The organism is Serratia sp. NGAS9, from assembly GCF_009905295.1.
In the GTDB taxonomy this organism is placed as follows: Bacteria; Pseudomonadota; Gammaproteobacteria; order Enterobacterales; family Enterobacteriaceae; genus Serratia; species Serratia bockelmannii.
In genome coordinates this window covers 1,554,321-1,572,705 of record NZ_CP047605.1, presented here as the reverse complement: position 1 = coordinate 1,572,705, position 18,385 = coordinate 1,554,321, and the positions used below count along the sequence as shown (strand labels likewise).

Below are 18,385 nucleotides of genomic sequence, written 5' to 3'. Positions count from 1 at the left end.
GAGATAAAACAAAGGAGGGGCTAAAATAAATAAATTGCAAACGCTAACCGACGATTCGTCTCGTATACAAAGTAAATCTTGATAAATTTATGGGTAGCTTAGAAAAATGATCACAACAGAGAGGAGATACATCATCAGTATCAAGGGGAAACCGCTATCATTGGGGATGGCGAAACACAGGAAATATATTATAACTTACGAGGGGGGGCGGAATAGCGCTATCAATCTTGCCATAGAAATATACGAGAGAACAATGCGTTAGCAGGAACATTCTCTCGTCAAATTAGCATTGGATAATCTTTAGCGACAACAAAATGTAACAAGCCCATTAATTCAGCATAAACTTAAACAAGCAGAAATCAATCTTCAACGTATTCCTCCGTATTGAATTGCCTTACACATCGCTCAACTAATAAAAAATCATAAAACACAGGGATGTCGGGAAATTAGATAATATTTAATATCACTAAAAATGAAAATATTTACTCATCTATTTTACCAAAACCTTTCCAAATCCCCGGACTACCAGCTTCAACACAAACCCACCCCATGAAACTACCACTCTGTGGTAAGGAGTTATCGATAACATCACCAACAGAAAAGTGGCCGTTCTTTGGAGGCCCAGGCAGTAATAAGCGTCTTATCGGTGGGATAATTACGCGTGACTCTACGCCAAGAACGGTAAATCTACCGAAGACGTTATTATTTAGCCACATCCCATCTTTTGAACCAAATTTGACATCACCTGCAACCATGCAGTCATCAATTAGCACATTCGGTGCTTTTGAATCAATAAAAATATCCCCCTCAATAATAGAAGAAATAACTCTTAGCCTCAATTTCTTTGAGCCAGACTTGGCAAAAAATGACTTTTTGATACGGCAGTTCTCAAGAGAAACGTCACCATCAAGGTTTGACCAGTTAATTGAATTAAAGATGCAATCTTTGAAAATTTTAAACCCCGAGGTGGATATTGCATCAACCGTATCAATAGTTACATCTTTGAAAGTGAACCTGCTATTAGTCCCTGTTTTTATTTGTATATTTTTCGCCGGGCTGCACCTATGCGAATCAATATAAAATTCACCATAAACATGCTTCAAAAGATATTTAATTTCATCACTTCCTCCGCCACTAACTTTAATTGTCCCTTTTCTCTGCATAAATAGAGTACAGCCCTCAGTACCAGAGACATCCCAATGTGCATTATATTCAGCATGCAAGTTAACGAAATAGTTTTCTATGCCGCCGGCAAAGTCACAAATAGGTGAAACAGGGTTATCTTCCCATTGGCAATCATTAAAACGAAGATAATTGCAATCATCTTTAAGTGATGACATTATAACAATTGGACTAACCAGCGTTTTAGACTCATCAAAGCCATCTTTTAAATTGGCTCTATCGCCAGATGTTCTTCCACAATTGAAAACATCAACTTGTTCAAAAACAGAATCTTGGCATTTATCGATAAATAGTCCCGCACCATCAAACCCCTCCAGAGTAACCTGCTCTAGACGCATTGCATATTGATATTGCAGAAAAAAACCATGACACTTGCTCAAATTTCCAATGAGTTGAATATTGCTAATGGACACAGCACGAAAGCCAGGACTTTTAACAGATTTATCAGATTTCCCAGGAAAATGAAAAACACCGAAATTTTCGTAGCCTTCATTCATGCGAACATCAATGACCGTGCCCCCTTTCTTGCCAAACCCATCTATCTTGGCCCCAGAGTCTAAAGGAAAGATAATTGGTGTTTTAACTACCAATTTTCCTCTCGGCAAAACGATTCTACGATTGCTGGAAAAATTAATAGCGCGAGTAATCGCCGGTCCATTATCATCTTGTATATCGCTAATCCCAAAATAACTGCCTAAGATAGGCTCATCGTTTGAAAATACTCTTTTCCAACGTTTACCATCATCTGTAACAATTACCATCCCTCCATCATCAGGAGAAGTGTTGTCATCTGCATCGTAATAGAACTCCCCACCTCCTGAATGTTGAGATTGCACGGACGGCTTATGGTTAGCGACTACGCTTTTCATCACGGAATTAACTGCAGTAGTACCTGACGATGAATAATAGCTGAGTACATTTATTCGTTGACCAGGACTGATTGGAGACAGTTTCTTTAAGCTTCCAATATCAGGGCAATTACCAGCTGAAGAACCGGCACTTGCATTTTTTATTGAATCATCAGCAAGGGCATTTTCTGTCCTTGAAATAGCAACAATGGAAGCCAATGCCATAACGACACCGCTCTTGAGTGATTCTCTCTTAGAAAAATCAGGGTTACTTTTCTTCATTTTCTGACTCCAGAATAAATTTATTGGTCTTGTCCCCAGAGAGATATCAACATACTAACAAGCAGCTTTAAATGAGATCACTCCTACTTTTTGTGTGATTTGAGTATATATAGTAATAGGTCAGTATTATAAAACTATCAACAGTAAAGAATGTTACAGTGGCAGTAAAAAGAACCAAGATAACAACATCATAACTATCTAACTTCAAATACATACAGAAAAATATTATTGCGATGAGACCAATAACCCCCATCTCCATGGCAACACCTAGAAGTCCAACATTTGGCTTGAAACCGAACCCCCCCAAATAATCCACAATAGGCTGATAGTTGGTAAAACATTCGTATTCTTTTCCACACCCAATTAAGAAGCTCGGTACATTCATATTCAAGACTAAATATGATGCAGAAAAGCGATGTGCTATAGATTGATTTTCGTAGAAAAAGGCAGGAACACCGACATTGAGATAGTTGGCGATCGAAACGAAAACGACAATGAAAAGTGAAAAAGTGAGCACAACAGGAATTTTAGCCAATATACGCCGAAAAGGGTAAACAGCTGCTATAAGAAAAAGTATAACTGAGGCCTTAGACAAGCTGAAAATATATCCTAATGCAAATAATACAATCTCCCAAGCCCTTAATTTAAAATCTCTTAGTCTTATCATAAACGAGATGATTAATAGGGAAACAAAAAAACCAGCCTCTCGTGATAACCCCGACATTCTTGGCAACAGAAAAACTTCATATTGGTTAGTAAAAGTTTTAGTTGCATAGTCACCCCATATTGCAATCGATATTGCCTTTGGTCCTATTGCAGCAGAATAGTTTGTACCAGCGAATTCATATAAGGAAAATTGTAAAATACACCAGAGAACGGAAATGAGCATACAGACATATATTTTACTAAAAACAGGCTTTCCTATTTTATGAATATATGCAACACCCAATACAAGAGCAAATGTCTTGATGACTAAATCGTACCGCCAAAATGCCAAGCACAAGACAGTCCACACACAAAAAAACAATAAAATCTTTAAAGATACTGTAGACAATTTTCTTATAAACTCATAATCCATGAAAACCAAAGGAATCCAAAGATACAAAGTCACATCGCCCACGTAAGGGTTGAAAGGTGTAGCGATGAAAAAGAAGGCAATCCCCCACCTCAGAATATTTAGGAAAAATCTTTCCTTTTCGCTACTATCAACGATAGCGTGTGTTGTAATACTCATTGATTCTTGCTCTCATAAAGAAAATTTTCTTATAATATACTAACCACAAATCACAATCAATAAGCTGATTTATTTATAAATCCTTTAAAGACTGTAAGAAAAATAATTCGAATGTCGAACCAAACGCTCCAATTCCTAATGTAATCGAGATCATATTCAACTCGGCTCTGCATTTTGTCTAGAGTGTCCGTTTCACCTCTCCATCCATTTATCTGGGCCCAGCCAGTGATTCCTGGTTTAACTTTATGACGCAGCATATAACCTTTAATTAGCTTTCTGTATTGTTCATTATGCGCTACTGCATGTGGACGAGGTCCAACAATAGACATGTCCCCCATCAAGACATTTATAAATTGCGGAAGTTCATCAAGTGATGTTCTACGTAAAAAACCACCAACAGCAGTAACCCTAGCATCACCTTTTTTTGCCTGGACAACTTTATCTCCATTTTCCATAACACTCATGGATCTAAACTTCCAAACCATTATAGATTTCCCATCCATGCCATAACGTCTCTGTTTGAAGATAATCGGTCCTGGAGACGTGAACTTAACAAATATCGCAATCAATAAAAGAACGGGAGAAATAAAGATTAATATTGCAAGCGAAAGTAAAATATCCTCGACGCGTTTTATTATTTTATTGACACCGCTGATTGGCGTATCAAAAAGGGAAACTACAGAAACTCCGTTTATTTCTTCGCTACGCGACTGTAGAATATTAAAAGTAAAAACATCTGGTATAAGCATAACCGAGCAAGTTGTATCAGATAATTCAGCCACAGTATCCTTGATTAAACGTTCTTGCTCCATTGGCATCGCAATATAAATTCTATCAATCCGGCCATCTTTTGCATCCCTGATAAGCTGTTCTAAATCACCACATTTTTCAACTTTCGTGTCTATAGAGTCATATTCGTCATCATATATTCCGAGAACTTTGAAGCCCATCCAATGAGCATCATTTAAAGTTTCAGCTAGCTTGATACCTACAGGGAGTGATCCCATGATCGCAACATTACGGGTGTTAAACCCCATATTGCGCATATAGCCAAGCAATAAACGAATAATCGAGCGAGAAATTATCAAACCACAACATGCTAAGAGGTACCATTCAGCATATAGCGTTAAATCACTATAAAAACCATCGATAAAAGATATAATACCAATAGTCAATAAAACACTTAAAGACCAGTTTTTTATGATAAGTTGAATCTCTAAGGCAACACGGACCCCACGCCACGAGCGATAAAACTCGGTTATACCACCTGCCATTTGAAATATGACGATTGATATCAATACTACAACCCAATGCTGCATGGTAAATACATTGCCTGACAGCTTGCATGCTAAATAGAGACAGAGGCTTATAATGATAATATCTGAAAACCGCTGTATCATTGAAGTTAGAGATGCATTAGATTGTAGAGCACCACGACGAAAACCATTCATAGCTGTTTGCCTATTAACCAACATAGTATAACTCCTGCCCAGTACCTGTCAGATTAAAAATATAATTTTTACAAAACAGAAGAATACATTGTATATCAGAAGAATCGCGTTCAATCTTTCTATTACAGGAAAGATATCTTCGTTGCGCTTTAAATATCATGCACCAAGATCAAGGTACACTTTTTTGGTTGCTGCAATCATCTTGTCCGCCGTAAATCTCTTACTAAACGTATCTCTTGCTGCATTCCCCATTCTCTGCCATTCCTCTCTTGATGTACTTTCGAGTATATGACATAGCTCCTCCGTTTGCTCAGGAGAAAATAACCGACCATTTATGTGATCGTCAACGACCTCGGGGAAAGAACTACAGTTACTCGCTAAAATAGGTAATCCATAGCTCATTGCTTCCAATGGAACCATTGCAAAACCTTCCCATCGGCTTGGTATTAGCAATACATCAGCGCGACAGAAATGTGGTGCCAATTGTTCAGCGGATAACCAGCCGGCATATGTGGTCTGCGGAAGATCTTGAATCTTATCATTTTCATTTTCAAGCACAAAATCGCCGACAACTGTCAAATGGAATGCTTTTCCTTCTAATTGGCGCATAGCTTTGGATAAAATATCAAAACCTTTTTGGTAGTCGAACCGACCAACAAAAAGAAGTTGAATAAGCTCATTACTTTCAAAGGAATTGACTTTTTTAGCGTAATTGTCATTACTCGGAACGCCATTATGAACGACGACCAGTTTATTCTCATTAAGCCCCGCATCAACAGCTATTTTCTTTTCACAATGACTGACACAAATGACCACATCAGTTATAGGAAGCAATAGTTTTTCGATGACAGTATATATACGTGATTTAAATCGAGATACTGTCATCATAAATGCGAAAGCATGCGGGCAATATATTACTTTTGGGCGATAGATTGGCCAGAGAAGAATCAACGACAATCGTCCTAAAGCACCAGCAAAACTACTATGCAAATGAACCACCTTTGGTCGATGTTTCAATACAACTCTCGTAAATATAAAGAAAAACTGTAGAAAACCGCGAATCCCACGCCCTAATCGAGGAAAAGATTTTATCGACCTAGAGTCAACACCATATAGTTCTGAAGCTTGGTCAGCAGGAACTAAACAACAAATGTTTTCCTGCCCTTTATCAGCAATCTGACTTTTTGCCAACTGACGAAGGACCGTAGCCACTCCCCCCTTGATTGTTTCTGCTGCATGAAGAACTCTCATCAAATCTCCCAGTAATATTTATTATAAATATTGTGAAATTATTTTATCAACTGCTTGTGCCGATTTCCCCCATGAGAAGCGACGTGTGTTTTCAAAACCCAGCCTTATGAGCTCCTCGCGGACAGAATCATTGCAGACGATCGTTTCCATTGCAGTAGCGATTTCATCAATTTTGTAGGGATCAAAATATAAGGCACTCGTCCCTAGAACCTCAGGAATCGACGCAGAAGAAGAAGCTATAACTGGACACCCGCAAGATTGAGCCTCGAGAGGAGGGATCCCGAACCCTTCATAGAAAGATGGGAAAACAAATGCTGTAGCATTCTGATATAATTTAACAAGTTCCAGGTCATCGACACGTCCCAAAAACTCTATATTTGAATTAGTATTCTCGGCGCTCGCATACATCTGCTTATTGAAGTTATCAGCAGAGCGTCCAATAATCTTTAATTTAATATCAATTTTATCGTCTAACATGGCAAAGGCTTTTAACATGCCATGAAAATTTTTATGGTAATTAGGGGAGGATACAGCAAGAAGGTATTTTTCTTGTCTATCTGAATCAGTCGTCTTAAATTTGTCAGATGACGCATTATAAACAACTGATATTTTTTCCTTTTCCACATTGAAAGCTTTGGCTATCTCACCCTTAGAAAACTCACTAACCGTAATAATCTTCCGGCTATTTTTTAGCATAATAGGAATGATTAAGTTATAAATATAACGGAATTGTCTAGAAAAACTCTCAGGATATCTCTTGTAGGTAATATCGTGGTGTGTGACGATTTGATTTCTATAGAATAAGGGGGCAGTACTGCACAGGTTAAGTAACGGTGGAGAGCCAATACTTTTAAGATATTTTGGGAGATCGATTTGTTCCCATAAATGACCATGTTTTTTTCCAATCACCTTGAGTTCAAAAGAAGGATCAGCCTCAATCTTCAATTTCTCATCAGGAACGAGGAAAACCACATCGCCTCTGATTGCATTCAAACTTCGAGATATCTGTTCTGCGAAACGCTGTACGCCCGTCATATCCTGCGTAAGAAACCTTGCATTAATATAAAGCATTAAAGGCACCAATTATTAATCATTATTAAGGGAGGTTTAAATATCACGGTTGACATCAATATAGTTCGATATATTTCCCTGCAATATATTTTATATCAAAATCCAGAACCGGATTTACATTAAATGTAGGATGAGTCATAAGGTAGCTAATATTAAAGTCTTGGATGGGGAATATATTATCATAAAGTTTTGCTATTTCAGCCACCCCTCCCGTAAAATTAGTATAAACAACTTTCCCTGCATTGGCGGATTCAGCAACTGCCCGTCCAAATGGTTCGTTCCATTTATTAGGCAGAACCACAACATCAATCGACGCCATAAAATCCTCTACCTTAATAAAACCCATCGTTTTTATATTGCTGGCAGATGCTAATATTTCTAATTCATTACCTTCAGTATCATTACCGAAGCGCCCTGCGGCATAGAAATCAATACCTTTGGTATTTCTATATTTTGCAGCTAACGAACAATAATCATCAAACCCTTTGTCTCTAGTCAATCGTCCAATGAAGCCCACCCGCACATTTTCATGATTCTTTTTATCGCTTTTAAAATCAATACATGAAATAGGATTATAGATATATGCATGAGTAGAGTTAATGCCAAATTTATTTGACCTATGAAGCTTAGAAATATACTCACTGATACCCACAAAACAATCAACATTTCTACTGCATATTTTTTTCACAGCAGAAAGTAGTTTTACTCCGATACTATTAACATCAACATTATTACCCGACTTAAACAATGTACTGTTCGGATGAAAAAGATAGTAATCTCGCGTGGTGTGGACTATTTTTATTTTTTCTTTTTTAGCTGCTTTCCAAACAGAAACTGAAAAGCCACTTAAGTTGTTTGTATGTACAACATCAGGTTTTATCCTGGCCAATTCTTTACCAACAAGTGACATCATCCAAGGGTTGTACATGTCAATGATATGCCATGCGAGTTTTATTAATCGCCCTTTCCTACCATTGGAAAATGGCCAGTAAATATTTTTTAGAGGAAAATAAAAAACACGAACACCATTTAGAGTATCTTTCAATATATCACTGTGGTCGTGCAAACAAAAGATAGTCACATCGTGACCATTACGGATTAACTCCTCTGCCAGCAGTTGAACAGAAACTTCAGCACCACCTACTTTATAAGGAGCATAAAGTGTATTGATCATGACAATTTTCATAGCCTACCTATTTAAGCGTGGAAGAGTTTAATCAAAGCACCTTGTTAATCAGTTCAATGTTGGCATTATTATATCGAGAATAATTATCGTATATACAGCCGACAAAAGACTTCCACTCTGGGGACAAATTAGCCTCATTGATAACGTAAGACGTTATTTTTATCTTATCCCCGTAGATCATGATCAAATTGTCGTATAAAGAAGAATAAAACCCAGCAATCGAAGACACATTCTCTTTTTCCATTAAAGGATACACTTCGAAAGGAAAGTCAAATCTTTTCACTTTGACAAGCTCCGATATCCTTTTTATTTTTTCAGCTCTTTCTCTACGATGTGGGACATAATAAAAAACAGATTCAGGCTTTGAATTCAATAAGTCTTTTATCATATTTAATGTTAATTGAATATCATCAACTGATGTTACTCCGGCCTCAAAAAGCGGTGACCCAATAATAAACACTTTATTATCGTTACTGGGTAAGCTTGCTAGCTTTCTTTTATAATTTTCGTAACAGTGCCTTATGACAACATCACTCTTCTTGACTTTTTCTTCAATGTTATATACGGAAAAGAATGTGATTTTTTCGAACTCATTGTTAACCATACCAATGGATTTCAAGAAGAAAGACTTGATAATTTTTCGCGGACTAATTCCCTCCTCTCGGTTTATTCTTAGCGTCGCCGTCCCATCATCAAGAAGAACAATGTTTCTTTTTTTAAATTTTCCGGCTAGCATCCAGAAAACACGCGCACGGTATTCTCCTGCAATAAGAGTGACTCTGTTTTTATTTATTGAATTTTCACCAATTCCTTTAAGAACACTTTTGATCTTAAATGAGTTTTTTAGAGTTCCTTCCACATCAATAGTAACCAATTTTTTGTACTTAATCATATCCACTATATTCATGATCTGATTATAATTAAGTGCAGAGTTTTCGGTTTTTTTATTGATAATCAAGATCTCCAGACTTATATTTTTAGCATCCAAAAACTCTATTAAATTAAACGCCTGCAATGGCGATTCGATATACGCAATATAAGCATCCATAATTATTTCACCATAGCACTCATTCAATTGTTATTTTTAGCCTTAAGATATATCAGTGGAATTTTTTTTCATCACGTAATTTTATATAATGCTCAACATCTCGTTGAGAAAACACTTTTGCCGGATGTCCTCCTGCAATAGCAAACGCAGGAACATGCTTAGTTACGACACTGCCTGCCTGTATGATCGCACCTTCACCAATTGTAACACCTGGAAGTATAATCACATTGACTCCAAGCCAAACATTATCACCGATAATAACATCCTTGATAATATAAGTACTATCGTATGGGATAGCATTGCCGTGGTGATTATGATTTTCCGTAATTAAAATGCATCCAAATCCACAATGAAAATTATCTCCGATGGTAACATTCCCTTTACCAATAACAGTAAGACCATTAGAGTTAAAATTATCACCCAATTTTGTTTTATTATTGACAATCGTCAAATAATTAACCTTCGGATTTTTACCGCAACTTTCCACCATGTTTACAACTTTTTGGCGATATATTGCTTTTTTTCTATTCCTAAGCCAACGTTTTAGAACTGCTATCATTTTATCTGAGACCTCCGTAACTCTCGCCTTCCACAAACAATAGTGACAACGCAGGCGAAAAGACTTGATAACGTGTATACCAAGCAAAAATACTCTACTCTTATCTCTGTCACAGTTATGATGAAGATACCAATCAAATGTGTAATCATCGACCCCATAGTGATAATTGAAATGATTTTATTTTTGCGGTAATAAAATAAAGAATGAGTAAAAACATAATAGATAGATAAGAATGCAGTTCCCGGAAGAAGAATATTAAAGTAATAAATCGCGCTGTTAAACTCAGTTTCAAATAGGTAAGGAAAAACAAACGGCAAAATGACAAAATACGCTACACAAGCGATAATCACCAAGCCTGTATAGCCATACTGAATTAATTCCACGCCTTTAAAATCATTCGCTTTAAGCTTGCGATAAATGAAAGGTTGGAAAGCCTGGTTGATTACGCCGAAAAAGAGCATAACGATAGAGGTTAGCTGAAACGCCAAACCATAAACCCCGACTACCGCTGTACTCATGTAGTGGGCTATGAAGAACCGATCTACAGAGGATTTAATCCAATAACTGCCGTGATGCGGCAATAGGGATACCCCGTAGCTAATGATTTCCTTATAACGCTTGCGCACCGGTTGGAACACACTGCGCTCAACCGCTATTTTTCTGTAAACAAAGAACTCATAGGCCAACTGAATACTGAAAAATGATGCCGCTATCGCTATCAAACGTTGTCCTGGCGTCGCCGCTATCATCTCAAAAAGAGCGATCGTGAATAAAACGTTGAATGCGGAAAGCAAAAATTGTCCGATAGCAGCAACTTTATAGGTCTGACTAATGCGCAAATGCGATAAATTGATAAAGTTCAGCGCCTGTGCCAGAGAGGCTAAAACAACCAGAAAACCATCGCTGAAAGAAACTGATATCTTGGCGACCAGTGTGACAATGTAGAATATAGCCATCAATAGCACGCTCGAAGCGAAAGCTAAGGTGATGTTATCTCTACGAAACACCAGGGAGCTCCCTTCCCCCTCCTGAATGTATTTGACCGGCAACAGACCTTGACCACTGAACGAAATGAAAATGATCAAGATCTGAATAACGGACAAATAAAGAGTCAGCGCGCCGTACCCCGACGCGCCAAGGTGTGCTGTCAAATAAGGCAATATGATGAAGCCGATGACCTTGCCGAGAATATCCCCTACCGACAAGGCCGCAGCCCCCATAATGGCTTTACTCATTTACAGATACTTTTCCAGGAAGTTAAGCGCATGCCAAAACCCTTCTCCTTGGTTTTTGTGCCCCTGCCACACTTCAGGAATAAACTGCGCTCCCGGCGCATGACAACGCAGATCATCAGCCAGCTCGTCAAAGTTCACATCGCCTTTACCGATCTGTACCCCTTCACCGTCCACTCCCAAAGCATCAACAATATGCATATGTGCGGTGTAAGGACCGACCTTCTGGGTAAAGTCATGCAGATCCCATTGGTAGTAATTGCAAGCCATCATAGAATGCGACGTGTCATAGCAGATGCGATAACCGTATTTTTCACAGAACGCTTTAATCTCGTCCGGATCAACAAACAGGTTATGATAGCTCTGACCACCAAAGTGCCATGGGAACGGAGGCATCGTCTGGATGATGATTTCAACGCCTTCTTGATTGATTTCACCCAAAGCCGCGCCAATGCGGTCGTACATCGCCTGGCGTGACTCTTTTGGCAAGAATCCGGTGGTATTGAAACCGCCCGCATTAACCACGATGACAGGACGCTCAGTTTTCGGGAAATATTGCTTCAACGCGCGAGTCACATCACAGACACGCTGCAACTGTTTGATCGAATGAGCAAGATAAACTGGATCATCCGTCGCCAAGTCTAAAATGTGATCGTTGGCGAACAGCTCAGGGCTATGTACCGCAAAACCGATATTTTCAGCGCCGGAGAAGAATTCAGTCAAATCCAGCTCCATGTCCTGATAGCTCAAATGGAACTCGACGAAATCCAGATTGGATTTATTCTTCAACTTGCCGTAATCGTGATAGCGCACAGGAATGCCGAACGGACGATTGAAATCATAGTCCTTGGCTTCTATCGCCACGTCATTCAGATCCGACTCGTAGAAATACCCTCCTTTTTCGTGGTCACGATTGGCTTTCTTACCGACCAATTGCTCCAGATATAGAGGCTGCAGGCCCTGGCCCGGACTCTTCACTTCAACCATCTCGCGAGTGATGATTTCACCTTTTTTCAGATCGCGATTGATAATCAAACTTTTTGCCAGAGTTTCGCGGTTGATCATTTCCCCTTGGGTAATAGTACGTTCGCCGGCGTTGCCCATGGACTCTTCAACTTCGCGGATACGTACGACCATCTCTTTGAACTCAGGAGGTAACAACGACACCTTGTGGTCGTTGCCTTCCATGGATTTGTCGATAGTGAAGTGTTTTTCGATCACTCTGGCGCCCAATGCGGTCACGGCGATCGGCACTGAAATGCCTCGCTCATGACCAGAATAACCGACCAGACAGCCCGTCACCTGCTGCAGACGCTTGATATAGGCCAGGTTGACGTCTTTAAACGGGGTCGGATAAGTAGAGTTGCAATGCAGGATCACAAACTCGGCACCTTTCGATTTCAAGAAGTCCACCGAGCTTTTAATTTCAGCTTCGCTGCACATGCCGGTAGAACAAATCAGCGGTTTGCCCGTAGCGGCCAACGCGGCCAACATTTCGTGGTTAGTGAAGTCTGCGGAAGCAACCTTATAACCTTCCATGCCATAGTCTTCCAACACTTGCAAGCTCTTCAGATCCCAAGGGGTACACAGCGGGGTCAGCCCCTTCTCCTTGCAATAATCGAACACTTCAATCAATTCTTCATTGCTAAGCTGGAATTTTCTCAGCAGATCCAGCGTGTACTGCGCGCCAAGATCGGCGGATTTGTCTTTATCGTTGCCGCCCTTATACAAAGAACTCAGATCGCGCATTTGGAATTTGACGCAATCGGCGCCTGCGTCAACCGCCAGGTCAACAAGATGCTTAGCCAGCTTAATGTCGCCATTATGGTTGTTGCCAATTTCAGCAATAATGTAAGTCGGCGAGGTCTCCGTGATAGTGTGTCTGCCAATCGTCAGACCTTTTTCGCTTTGCAGAGCAACGGCGACCAAACGACGATAATCGTCAACCAGCGGCAGAACGTCAACGCCATTCGAAAACAGCGATTCAATCTCATTACGTGGCGCATCCACTTTTTTATAGCGGACATTCTGATTCATCACTTCCGAAATTTCGCGGCTCAGGTCGAAATCGCCGTTAGTTATCCAACGGCGGAAATCGCCGTCCGAGAAAGAGCCGCACAGCTTGCCGTCTTCGGTGACGACAAAAATAATGCGTTTTTTATTCGAGTTGATTTTTTCTAAGGCTTTAATGATTGATTCGGTTTCAAACACTAAAAAGTCAGATATTTTTTTCTGAATTAACATGAATTATCTCCCACTCCAATTTTTCAAAATCACTTCAACAACCGCCCAGTCCAGCATGGTGTCAATTTCAAAACTTTCCTCTTCAGACATCTTATGCGCTACAACTTTGCCACCAAGACGATTACCGGTGCTGAGGAGAATTTCGCTTTTCGTAACGTAAATTGAACCATTTTCTTTGAGTTTAATACTTTCAGGCTTAATATCTTGCCGGCGCGGACGGTTTAAGTAATCGTAATAGGCTTTCGGATTATCTTCATTTTCCCACAAGAAATGCCAAAACTCACAAACGCTCAGCAATGAATCGGCTTTCTTTTCAAGAATCTTTCCGATTGCAGAATCAATCGCATCATCTTTGCGAACAGGAGAGGTAGCCTGCAACAAGACGGTGTACTCAGGGTGATAATTCTCATTTTCAGCCAACCACTCCAGCGTATGCAAAAGTGCGGGCTCAGTCGCAGCGGTATCGTTCGCCAGATGGGCCGGACGCATAAAGGGGACTTCCGCGCCATATTCTCTTGCTATCGCAGCGATATATTCACAATCTGTTGAAACAATGACACGATCAATACTCGAAGAATTTAATGCCTGCTCTATGCTCCAAGCGATTAATGGCTTACCTGCAATTTCTTTAATATTTTTTTTGGGAATACCTTTCGACCCACCCCTTGCTGGAATAATTGCAAGATTACTCATTTTTTCTCCAAATATTCTGTATTATTAATTCTTCATTGAACTAAAAGCTCCTCTATATGAGGAGCTTTATTAATTTAAGAGAAGAAGAAATTACTTATACTCGTAAGCGTAATAGCCGTAAGCGTCACCGGATTTATTTTCAACGGCATTAAGAATAACACCTTTAATCTCGGTACCATTCTGTTCGAAACGACGAATACTCACTTCAATTTCTTTCAGTGAATTTATACCATGACGCGCAACAAGCAATGTTGTGCCTATGTTTCGCCCAACAATAGCTGCATCCGTAACCGCAAGGATAGGCGGCGTATCAACAAGCACTATGTCATAGTGTTCGCTTGCCCATGTTAAGAGTTCGGTTAACCGTTTATGCATTAATAGCTCAGATGGGTTTGGTGGGACTTTACCCCGAGAAATAAAGTCTAGACTAGATAACTCTGTCTTTTTAATTACGCTTTCGACAGACGTTTGACCTGATAAGAAATCTGAGAGCCCCATACCTAACTCACAACCTAACAGGCTATGTGCATAACCTTTACGCATATCAGCATCTATAAGGAGGACTTTTTGCCCAGCCTGTGAAACAACAGCAGCTAAGTTTAAACTTACAAACGTCTTACCGATATTCGGGCTAGCACCACATATCATCAACACATTATTTTTAGCTTCAATCATCGCAAAATGCAGGCTAGTACGTAGACTACGTACAGCCTCAATCGCAAGGTCTGCTGGGTTGCCTACAGCAAGCAACGAGTCAACATTAGCTTGATTCTTTCTTTGTCCTTTATTGAGGATAGAGCTATCTTTCTTCTGTTGCCATTCAGAAAGAGGAATACTCGCGTACACATTAATGCCTTGCTGTTCAAGTTCCTCAGGACTTTCTATCCCTCTGTGAAGCATATTTTTCAAGACTACTACAACAACTGAAAGCACACCGCCAAATAAAGTAGCAATAATGATGATTAGCACTTTTCTTGGTTTTACCGGTTTAGGGGCAGCCTCCGCAGAGTCAATAATGCGGACGTTACCAACGGTACTGGCTTTAGTGATCGAGAGCTCTTGCTGTTTATTCAGCAATTGCATATAGATTTCTTTCCCAGCATCAACATCTCGTGTTAAACGAAGTATTTCCTGCTGGGTTTGAGGCATCTTGCTAACACGTTTATTCAACTTATCTTTTTCTTGCTGCAATGTCGAGCGCTTCTCCATCAACGCTCGATATGCTGGGTGCTCTTTCGTATAAAGCTTGGATATTTCAGCCTCTTTGAAAGTAAGCTCATTCAATTGAGCTTCCACACCAACAATTGTATCCAGAACAGATTTTGCCTCTAAAGACAAATCGACAGAATCATTCTTTTGGCGAAAACTATTAAGTTTATCCTCTGCAGAATTTAACGACTCTCTGACTAATGGTAATTGATCTTTCAGAAATGCCAAACTACGAGCGGCTTCTTCTGATTTTCTTTCTACGTTTTGTTCAAGATAATTACGACTTATGCTATCTACAATTTTTTTAATTTGAACAGGATCATCACCATTATAACTTATTGACAGAACACCTGTGTCTTTCCCTTTATCTTCAACTGTCAGATTGTCTAAAAGGTTTAATGTTGCAGAAAGTTTTGACAGTTTTTCAATTTCAAAAACAACTCCCGGAGCGGATTCTATCCCACTGACAAGTAGAGATATATTACCACCTGACGCCAACTGCCCTACTCGGCCTTTAAATAAAAAATCACCATTCTTTGAAATGGTATAATTTTCTTTATCGACTACTGTCAATTCGATGTCAGCATCAGATAGTTCAGGTGGTACACTTAACCGCGATAATGCGATTTGCCCTGGTTCTTCCCCCATCAGCCTAGCCCAACCGCGTCCGAATATAGGGAAATATTTCTGATTCGCGATCGTATCTAGATGCAGATCACTTACCGTTTTACCCAAAATCATCCGTGAAGTTATCAGCTCGATTTCCGTTGACGACGCAGGTTGTGCATCAGGAAGCATTTGAGTCAGGTCATTAACAAGCGAATTACCATCACTCCTTTCCACCTGAATTAATGCGTCGGCTCTATATATTGGAGTGGCAAAAAGACTATACAGGATTCCCAATACACAAAACAAAGTTGTGAACCCTAAAATCAACCAGCGATGATCAAAAAGGATACTAATCAATCTGGCTAAATCTATCTCATCATTGCTTTGGCTAGCTGGAAGCTGGCCAGCTTTACTGTTGTTAGTCATGTTGTTCTCTATTCAACGGTTTAAAGCATCAGCCCATTTCTGAGCTGATTCTGCAAGCAAATTGTAGGCATATTCAAACGCCTCAGGACTTTTCCTATAAGGATCAGGAATATCTTTTTGCCCTTGCCAGTGTGCAAAAAGCATTGTCTTCCCTCTTACTTCAGGAATGAGCCTACATACAGCATCTACATGTCCCCTTTCCATTACAAGAATGAGAGAATATTCTTGACACATACTCTTTGTAAGCTGCCGAGCCACATGACCCTCAAGAGAAATACCGTTCTTACTGGCTATCAGTGCCGCTTGATTATCAGCACTGTGTCCAACTAAAGCATGTATACCTGCGGAGGCAATATTTTTAGCCGGACACAGTTTTTTAAGCAAAGCCTCGGCCGTCGGCGAACGACAGATGTTGCCTACACAAACTACCAAAATGGAATCAAACATACTCTATGCCCTATGGCCAATTACGAATGCGCAATGTACCTTCAGTCAGGTCATTGAAGCTCGATATTGTAGGTGCCAGCTGACTGATAACACGGTTCCAACGGACAATCGGTGCTGCAGTAACATAGACGATATCATAAGGCTGAAGTTGGAATTCCGCCCCCATAACCATGGCTGTCGCATCAGCCATGTTCAACTGATAGATATCAGCTAATTTGCTACCCTGTGTACCATGGAGAGGTCGGATGACAAACACACCGGTTGCATCTGCAGTCGTTTGGCTTATCCCATTGGTATTACCTAAGGCCTCTGTGAGTGTCATACCACTCCGATCCATTTTCAGTGTCGCTGGTGTTTTGACTTCACCCATAACAAATATCTTAAGATCGTCATTTCGAGGAATATAAAGAATATCACCCGGGTACAATAATCTGTTCTGCGTAAGATCGCCGTTTTGCATCATTTTCTGCAAAGACAGGCGCTCTTCTTTACCATTGTGAGTGAGCACAATATTACGCCAATCAGCATTTTCCGTCAGGCCACCCGCGACGTTAATTGCATCAAGTACCGTCAAGGGAACATTAGTGATAGCTTGTTGCCCTGACTTCGATACCTCACCAGTAATGTAAGCTTTCTGCGAACGAAACGCAGCTATATTGACATCGACCTGAGGGCTTTCAATATATTGAGAAAGCCGACTTGCTATTTCAGAACGAACCTGGGTCGCAGTTTTTCCCGCTACACGAACTTTACCAATATAAGGATAAAAAATTGTACCATCCGATTGGACCCAGTTCCCCGTATCGCTAGCGCTTCGGTATTGGCCTGCTGGTGTAGTCAACTCCGGGTGATCCCACACAGTCACATTAAGGACATCACCAATACCGATATGATATTCGTAGCTACGAAGTGCTTGTTCAAGCAACGCGTTCGGCTGAGCGACTACTCGTGGGGGACGAAGCTTGTCAATTAACTTTGGCGTAACCGGATATACATTCACCAGTTCATCGATATTAAAATCACTATCCTCTTGTTTTACCGTGTCTTTTCCTGATGTGTGTAAATGCTGTCCGGGAAGGATAGTACAACCACTGAGGATACCGACGGATACAAGTATCGATATAATTTTCAATTTTCTTTTTGCCATCGAGTTATCATCACTTTCAAGTATGTGTTTCAACAAAGCTGACAAGATAATCCTATCTAACCTTGTCAGAGCTGATTTGCAATCTAACGAAAATTCCAAGTACAAAGTCATGTGAATACTGGTCTGTAGCATTCGTCAAGACGTGCACTCTCCCGTCATTGAGCTATCGTTGAAGTGTCAGAAGATAGTATTAGGATGGGAAGAGTGGTCGCCATCCTGGCAAATCAATTACCACGTCTAACACTGACATTCGCATCCAAAGTCTA

At 40.0% G+C, this 18,385-nt stretch carries 14 protein-coding genes; all 14 read right to left on the bottom strand.

Annotated elements, in window-relative coordinates:
* Nucleotides 1–482 precede the first annotated feature (482 nt).
* Complete coding sequence (locus GUC32_RS07575) at nt 483–2,312, bottom strand: hypothetical protein (protein ID WP_197823930.1); 1,830 nt, start codon at nt 2,310–2,312, stop codon at nt 483–485.
* Nucleotides 2,313–2,379: 67 nt separating this feature from the next.
* Nucleotides 2,380–3,546: a hypothetical protein gene (locus GUC32_RS07570; RefSeq protein WP_197823929.1), complete on the bottom strand. Its 1,167-nt coding sequence runs from the start codon at nt 3,544–3,546 to the stop codon at nt 2,380–2,382.
* A gap of 56 nt (nt 3,547–3,602) precedes the next feature.
* Complete coding sequence (wcaJ, locus tag GUC32_RS07565) at nt 3,603–4,997, bottom strand: undecaprenyl-phosphate glucose phosphotransferase (RefSeq protein ID WP_049205980.1); 1,395 nt, start codon at nt 4,995–4,997, stop codon at nt 3,603–3,605.
* 156 nt (nt 4,998–5,153) lie between these two features.
* The gene (locus tag GUC32_RS07560; RefSeq protein WP_080287164.1) at nt 5,154–6,248 is read right to left on the bottom strand and encodes a glycosyltransferase; all 1,095 of its coding nucleotides are present in this window, start codon (nt 6,246–6,248) and stop codon (nt 5,154–5,156) included.
* Between the two features lie 21 nt (nt 6,249–6,269).
* Nucleotides 6,270–7,319 (bottom strand): glycosyltransferase family 1 protein, encoded by a 1,050-nt coding sequence (locus GUC32_RS07555; protein ID WP_049205847.1) that lies wholly within the window; start codon nt 7,317–7,319, stop codon nt 6,270–6,272.
* Nucleotides 7,320–7,374: 55 nt separating this feature from the next.
* Nucleotides 7,375–8,493: a glycosyltransferase gene (locus tag GUC32_RS07550; protein WP_235211398.1), complete on the bottom strand. Its 1,119-nt coding sequence runs from the start codon at nt 8,491–8,493 to the stop codon at nt 7,375–7,377.
* Nucleotides 8,494–8,536: 43 nt separating this feature from the next.
* Nucleotides 8,537–9,553, bottom strand: coding sequence for a polysialyltransferase family glycosyltransferase (locus tag GUC32_RS07545; protein ID WP_049205843.1), 1,017 nt, complete (start codon nt 9,551–9,553; stop codon nt 8,537–8,539).
* A 52-nt stretch (nt 9,554–9,605) separates the two neighbouring features.
* A complete protein-coding gene (locus GUC32_RS07540; protein WP_072008281.1) occupies nt 9,606–10,112 on the bottom strand; it encodes a DapH/DapD/GlmU-related protein in 507 nt (168 codons plus the stop codon).
* Nucleotides 10,109–11,347, bottom strand: coding sequence for an oligosaccharide flippase family protein (locus tag GUC32_RS07535; protein ID WP_043143733.1), 1,239 nt, complete (start codon nt 11,345–11,347; stop codon nt 10,109–10,111). Before GUC32_RS07535 ends, GUC32_RS07540 begins: the two co-directional genes overlap by 4 nt.
* Complete coding sequence (locus tag GUC32_RS07530) at nt 11,348–13,588, bottom strand: N-acetylneuraminate synthase family protein (protein ID WP_049205839.1); 2,241 nt, start codon at nt 13,586–13,588, stop codon at nt 11,348–11,350. It abuts the gene before it with no gap.
* Between the two features lie 3 nt (nt 13,589–13,591).
* On the bottom strand, nt 13,592–14,281 hold the full coding sequence (locus tag GUC32_RS07525; protein ID WP_043142452.1) for an acylneuraminate cytidylyltransferase family protein: 690 nt from the start codon (nt 14,279–14,281) through the stop codon (nt 13,592–13,594).
* Nucleotides 14,282–14,371: 90 nt separating this feature from the next.
* Nucleotides 14,372–16,525, bottom strand: a complete 2,154-nt coding sequence (wzc, locus tag GUC32_RS07520) for a tyrosine-protein kinase Wzc (RefSeq protein ID WP_049205834.1) — start codon at nt 16,523–16,525, stop codon at nt 14,372–14,374.
* Between the two features lie 12 nt (nt 16,526–16,537).
* Complete coding sequence (locus GUC32_RS07515; RefSeq protein WP_072008271.1) at nt 16,538–16,972, bottom strand: protein tyrosine phosphatase; 435 nt, start codon at nt 16,970–16,972, stop codon at nt 16,538–16,540.
* Nucleotides 16,973–16,982: 10 nt separating this feature from the next.
* A complete protein-coding gene (locus tag GUC32_RS07510) occupies nt 16,983–18,119 on the bottom strand; it encodes a polysaccharide export protein (protein WP_043142459.1) in 1,137 nt (378 codons plus the stop codon).
* Nucleotides 18,120–18,385 lie beyond the last annotated feature (266 nt).

Bases quoted from the DNA above. Each gene is read 5' to 3' on its own strand.
- GUC32_RS07575 (WP_197823930.1), bottom strand. From the start codon at position 2,312: ATGAAGAAAAGTAACCCTGATTTTTCTAAGAGAGAATCACTCAAGAGC.
- GUC32_RS07570 (WP_197823929.1), bottom strand. From the start codon at position 3,546: ATGAGTATTACAACACACGCTATCGTTGATAGTAGCGAAAAGGAAAGA.
- wcaJ (WP_049205980.1), bottom strand. From the start codon at position 4,997: ATGAATGGTTTTCGTCGTGGTGCTCTACAATCTAATGCATCTCTAACT.
- GUC32_RS07560 (WP_080287164.1), bottom strand. From the start codon at position 6,248: ATGAGAGTTCTTCATGCAGCAGAAACAATCAAGGGGGGAGTGGCTACG.
- GUC32_RS07555 (WP_049205847.1), bottom strand. From the start codon at position 7,319: ATGCTTTATATTAATGCAAGGTTTCTTACGCAGGATATGACGGGCGTA.
- GUC32_RS07550 (WP_235211398.1), bottom strand. From the start codon at position 8,493: ATGATCAATACACTTTATGCTCCTTATAAAGTAGGTGGTGCTGAAGTT.
- GUC32_RS07545 (WP_049205843.1), bottom strand. From the start codon at position 9,553: ATGGATGCTTATATTGCGTATATCGAATCGCCATTGCAGGCGTTTAAT.
- GUC32_RS07540 (WP_072008281.1), bottom strand. From the start codon at position 10,112: ATGATAGCAGTTCTAAAACGTTGGCTTAGGAATAGAAAAAAAGCAATA.
- GUC32_RS07535 (WP_043143733.1), bottom strand. From the start codon at position 11,347: ATGAGTAAAGCCATTATGGGGGCTGCGGCCTTGTCGGTAGGGGATATT.
- GUC32_RS07530 (WP_049205839.1), bottom strand. From the start codon at position 13,588: ATGTTAATTCAGAAAAAAATATCTGACTTTTTAGTGTTTGAAACCGAA.
- GUC32_RS07525 (WP_043142452.1), bottom strand. From the start codon at position 14,281: ATGAGTAATCTTGCAATTATTCCAGCAAGGGGTGGGTCGAAAGGTATT.
- wzc (WP_049205834.1), bottom strand. From the start codon at position 16,525: ATGACTAACAACAGTAAAGCTGGCCAGCTTCCAGCTAGCCAAAGCAAT.
- GUC32_RS07515 (WP_072008271.1), bottom strand. From the start codon at position 16,972: ATGTTTGATTCCATTTTGGTAGTTTGTGTAGGCAACATCTGTCGTTCG.
- GUC32_RS07510 (WP_043142459.1), bottom strand. From the start codon at position 18,119: ATGGCAAAAAGAAAATTGAAAATTATATCGATACTTGTATCCGTCGGT.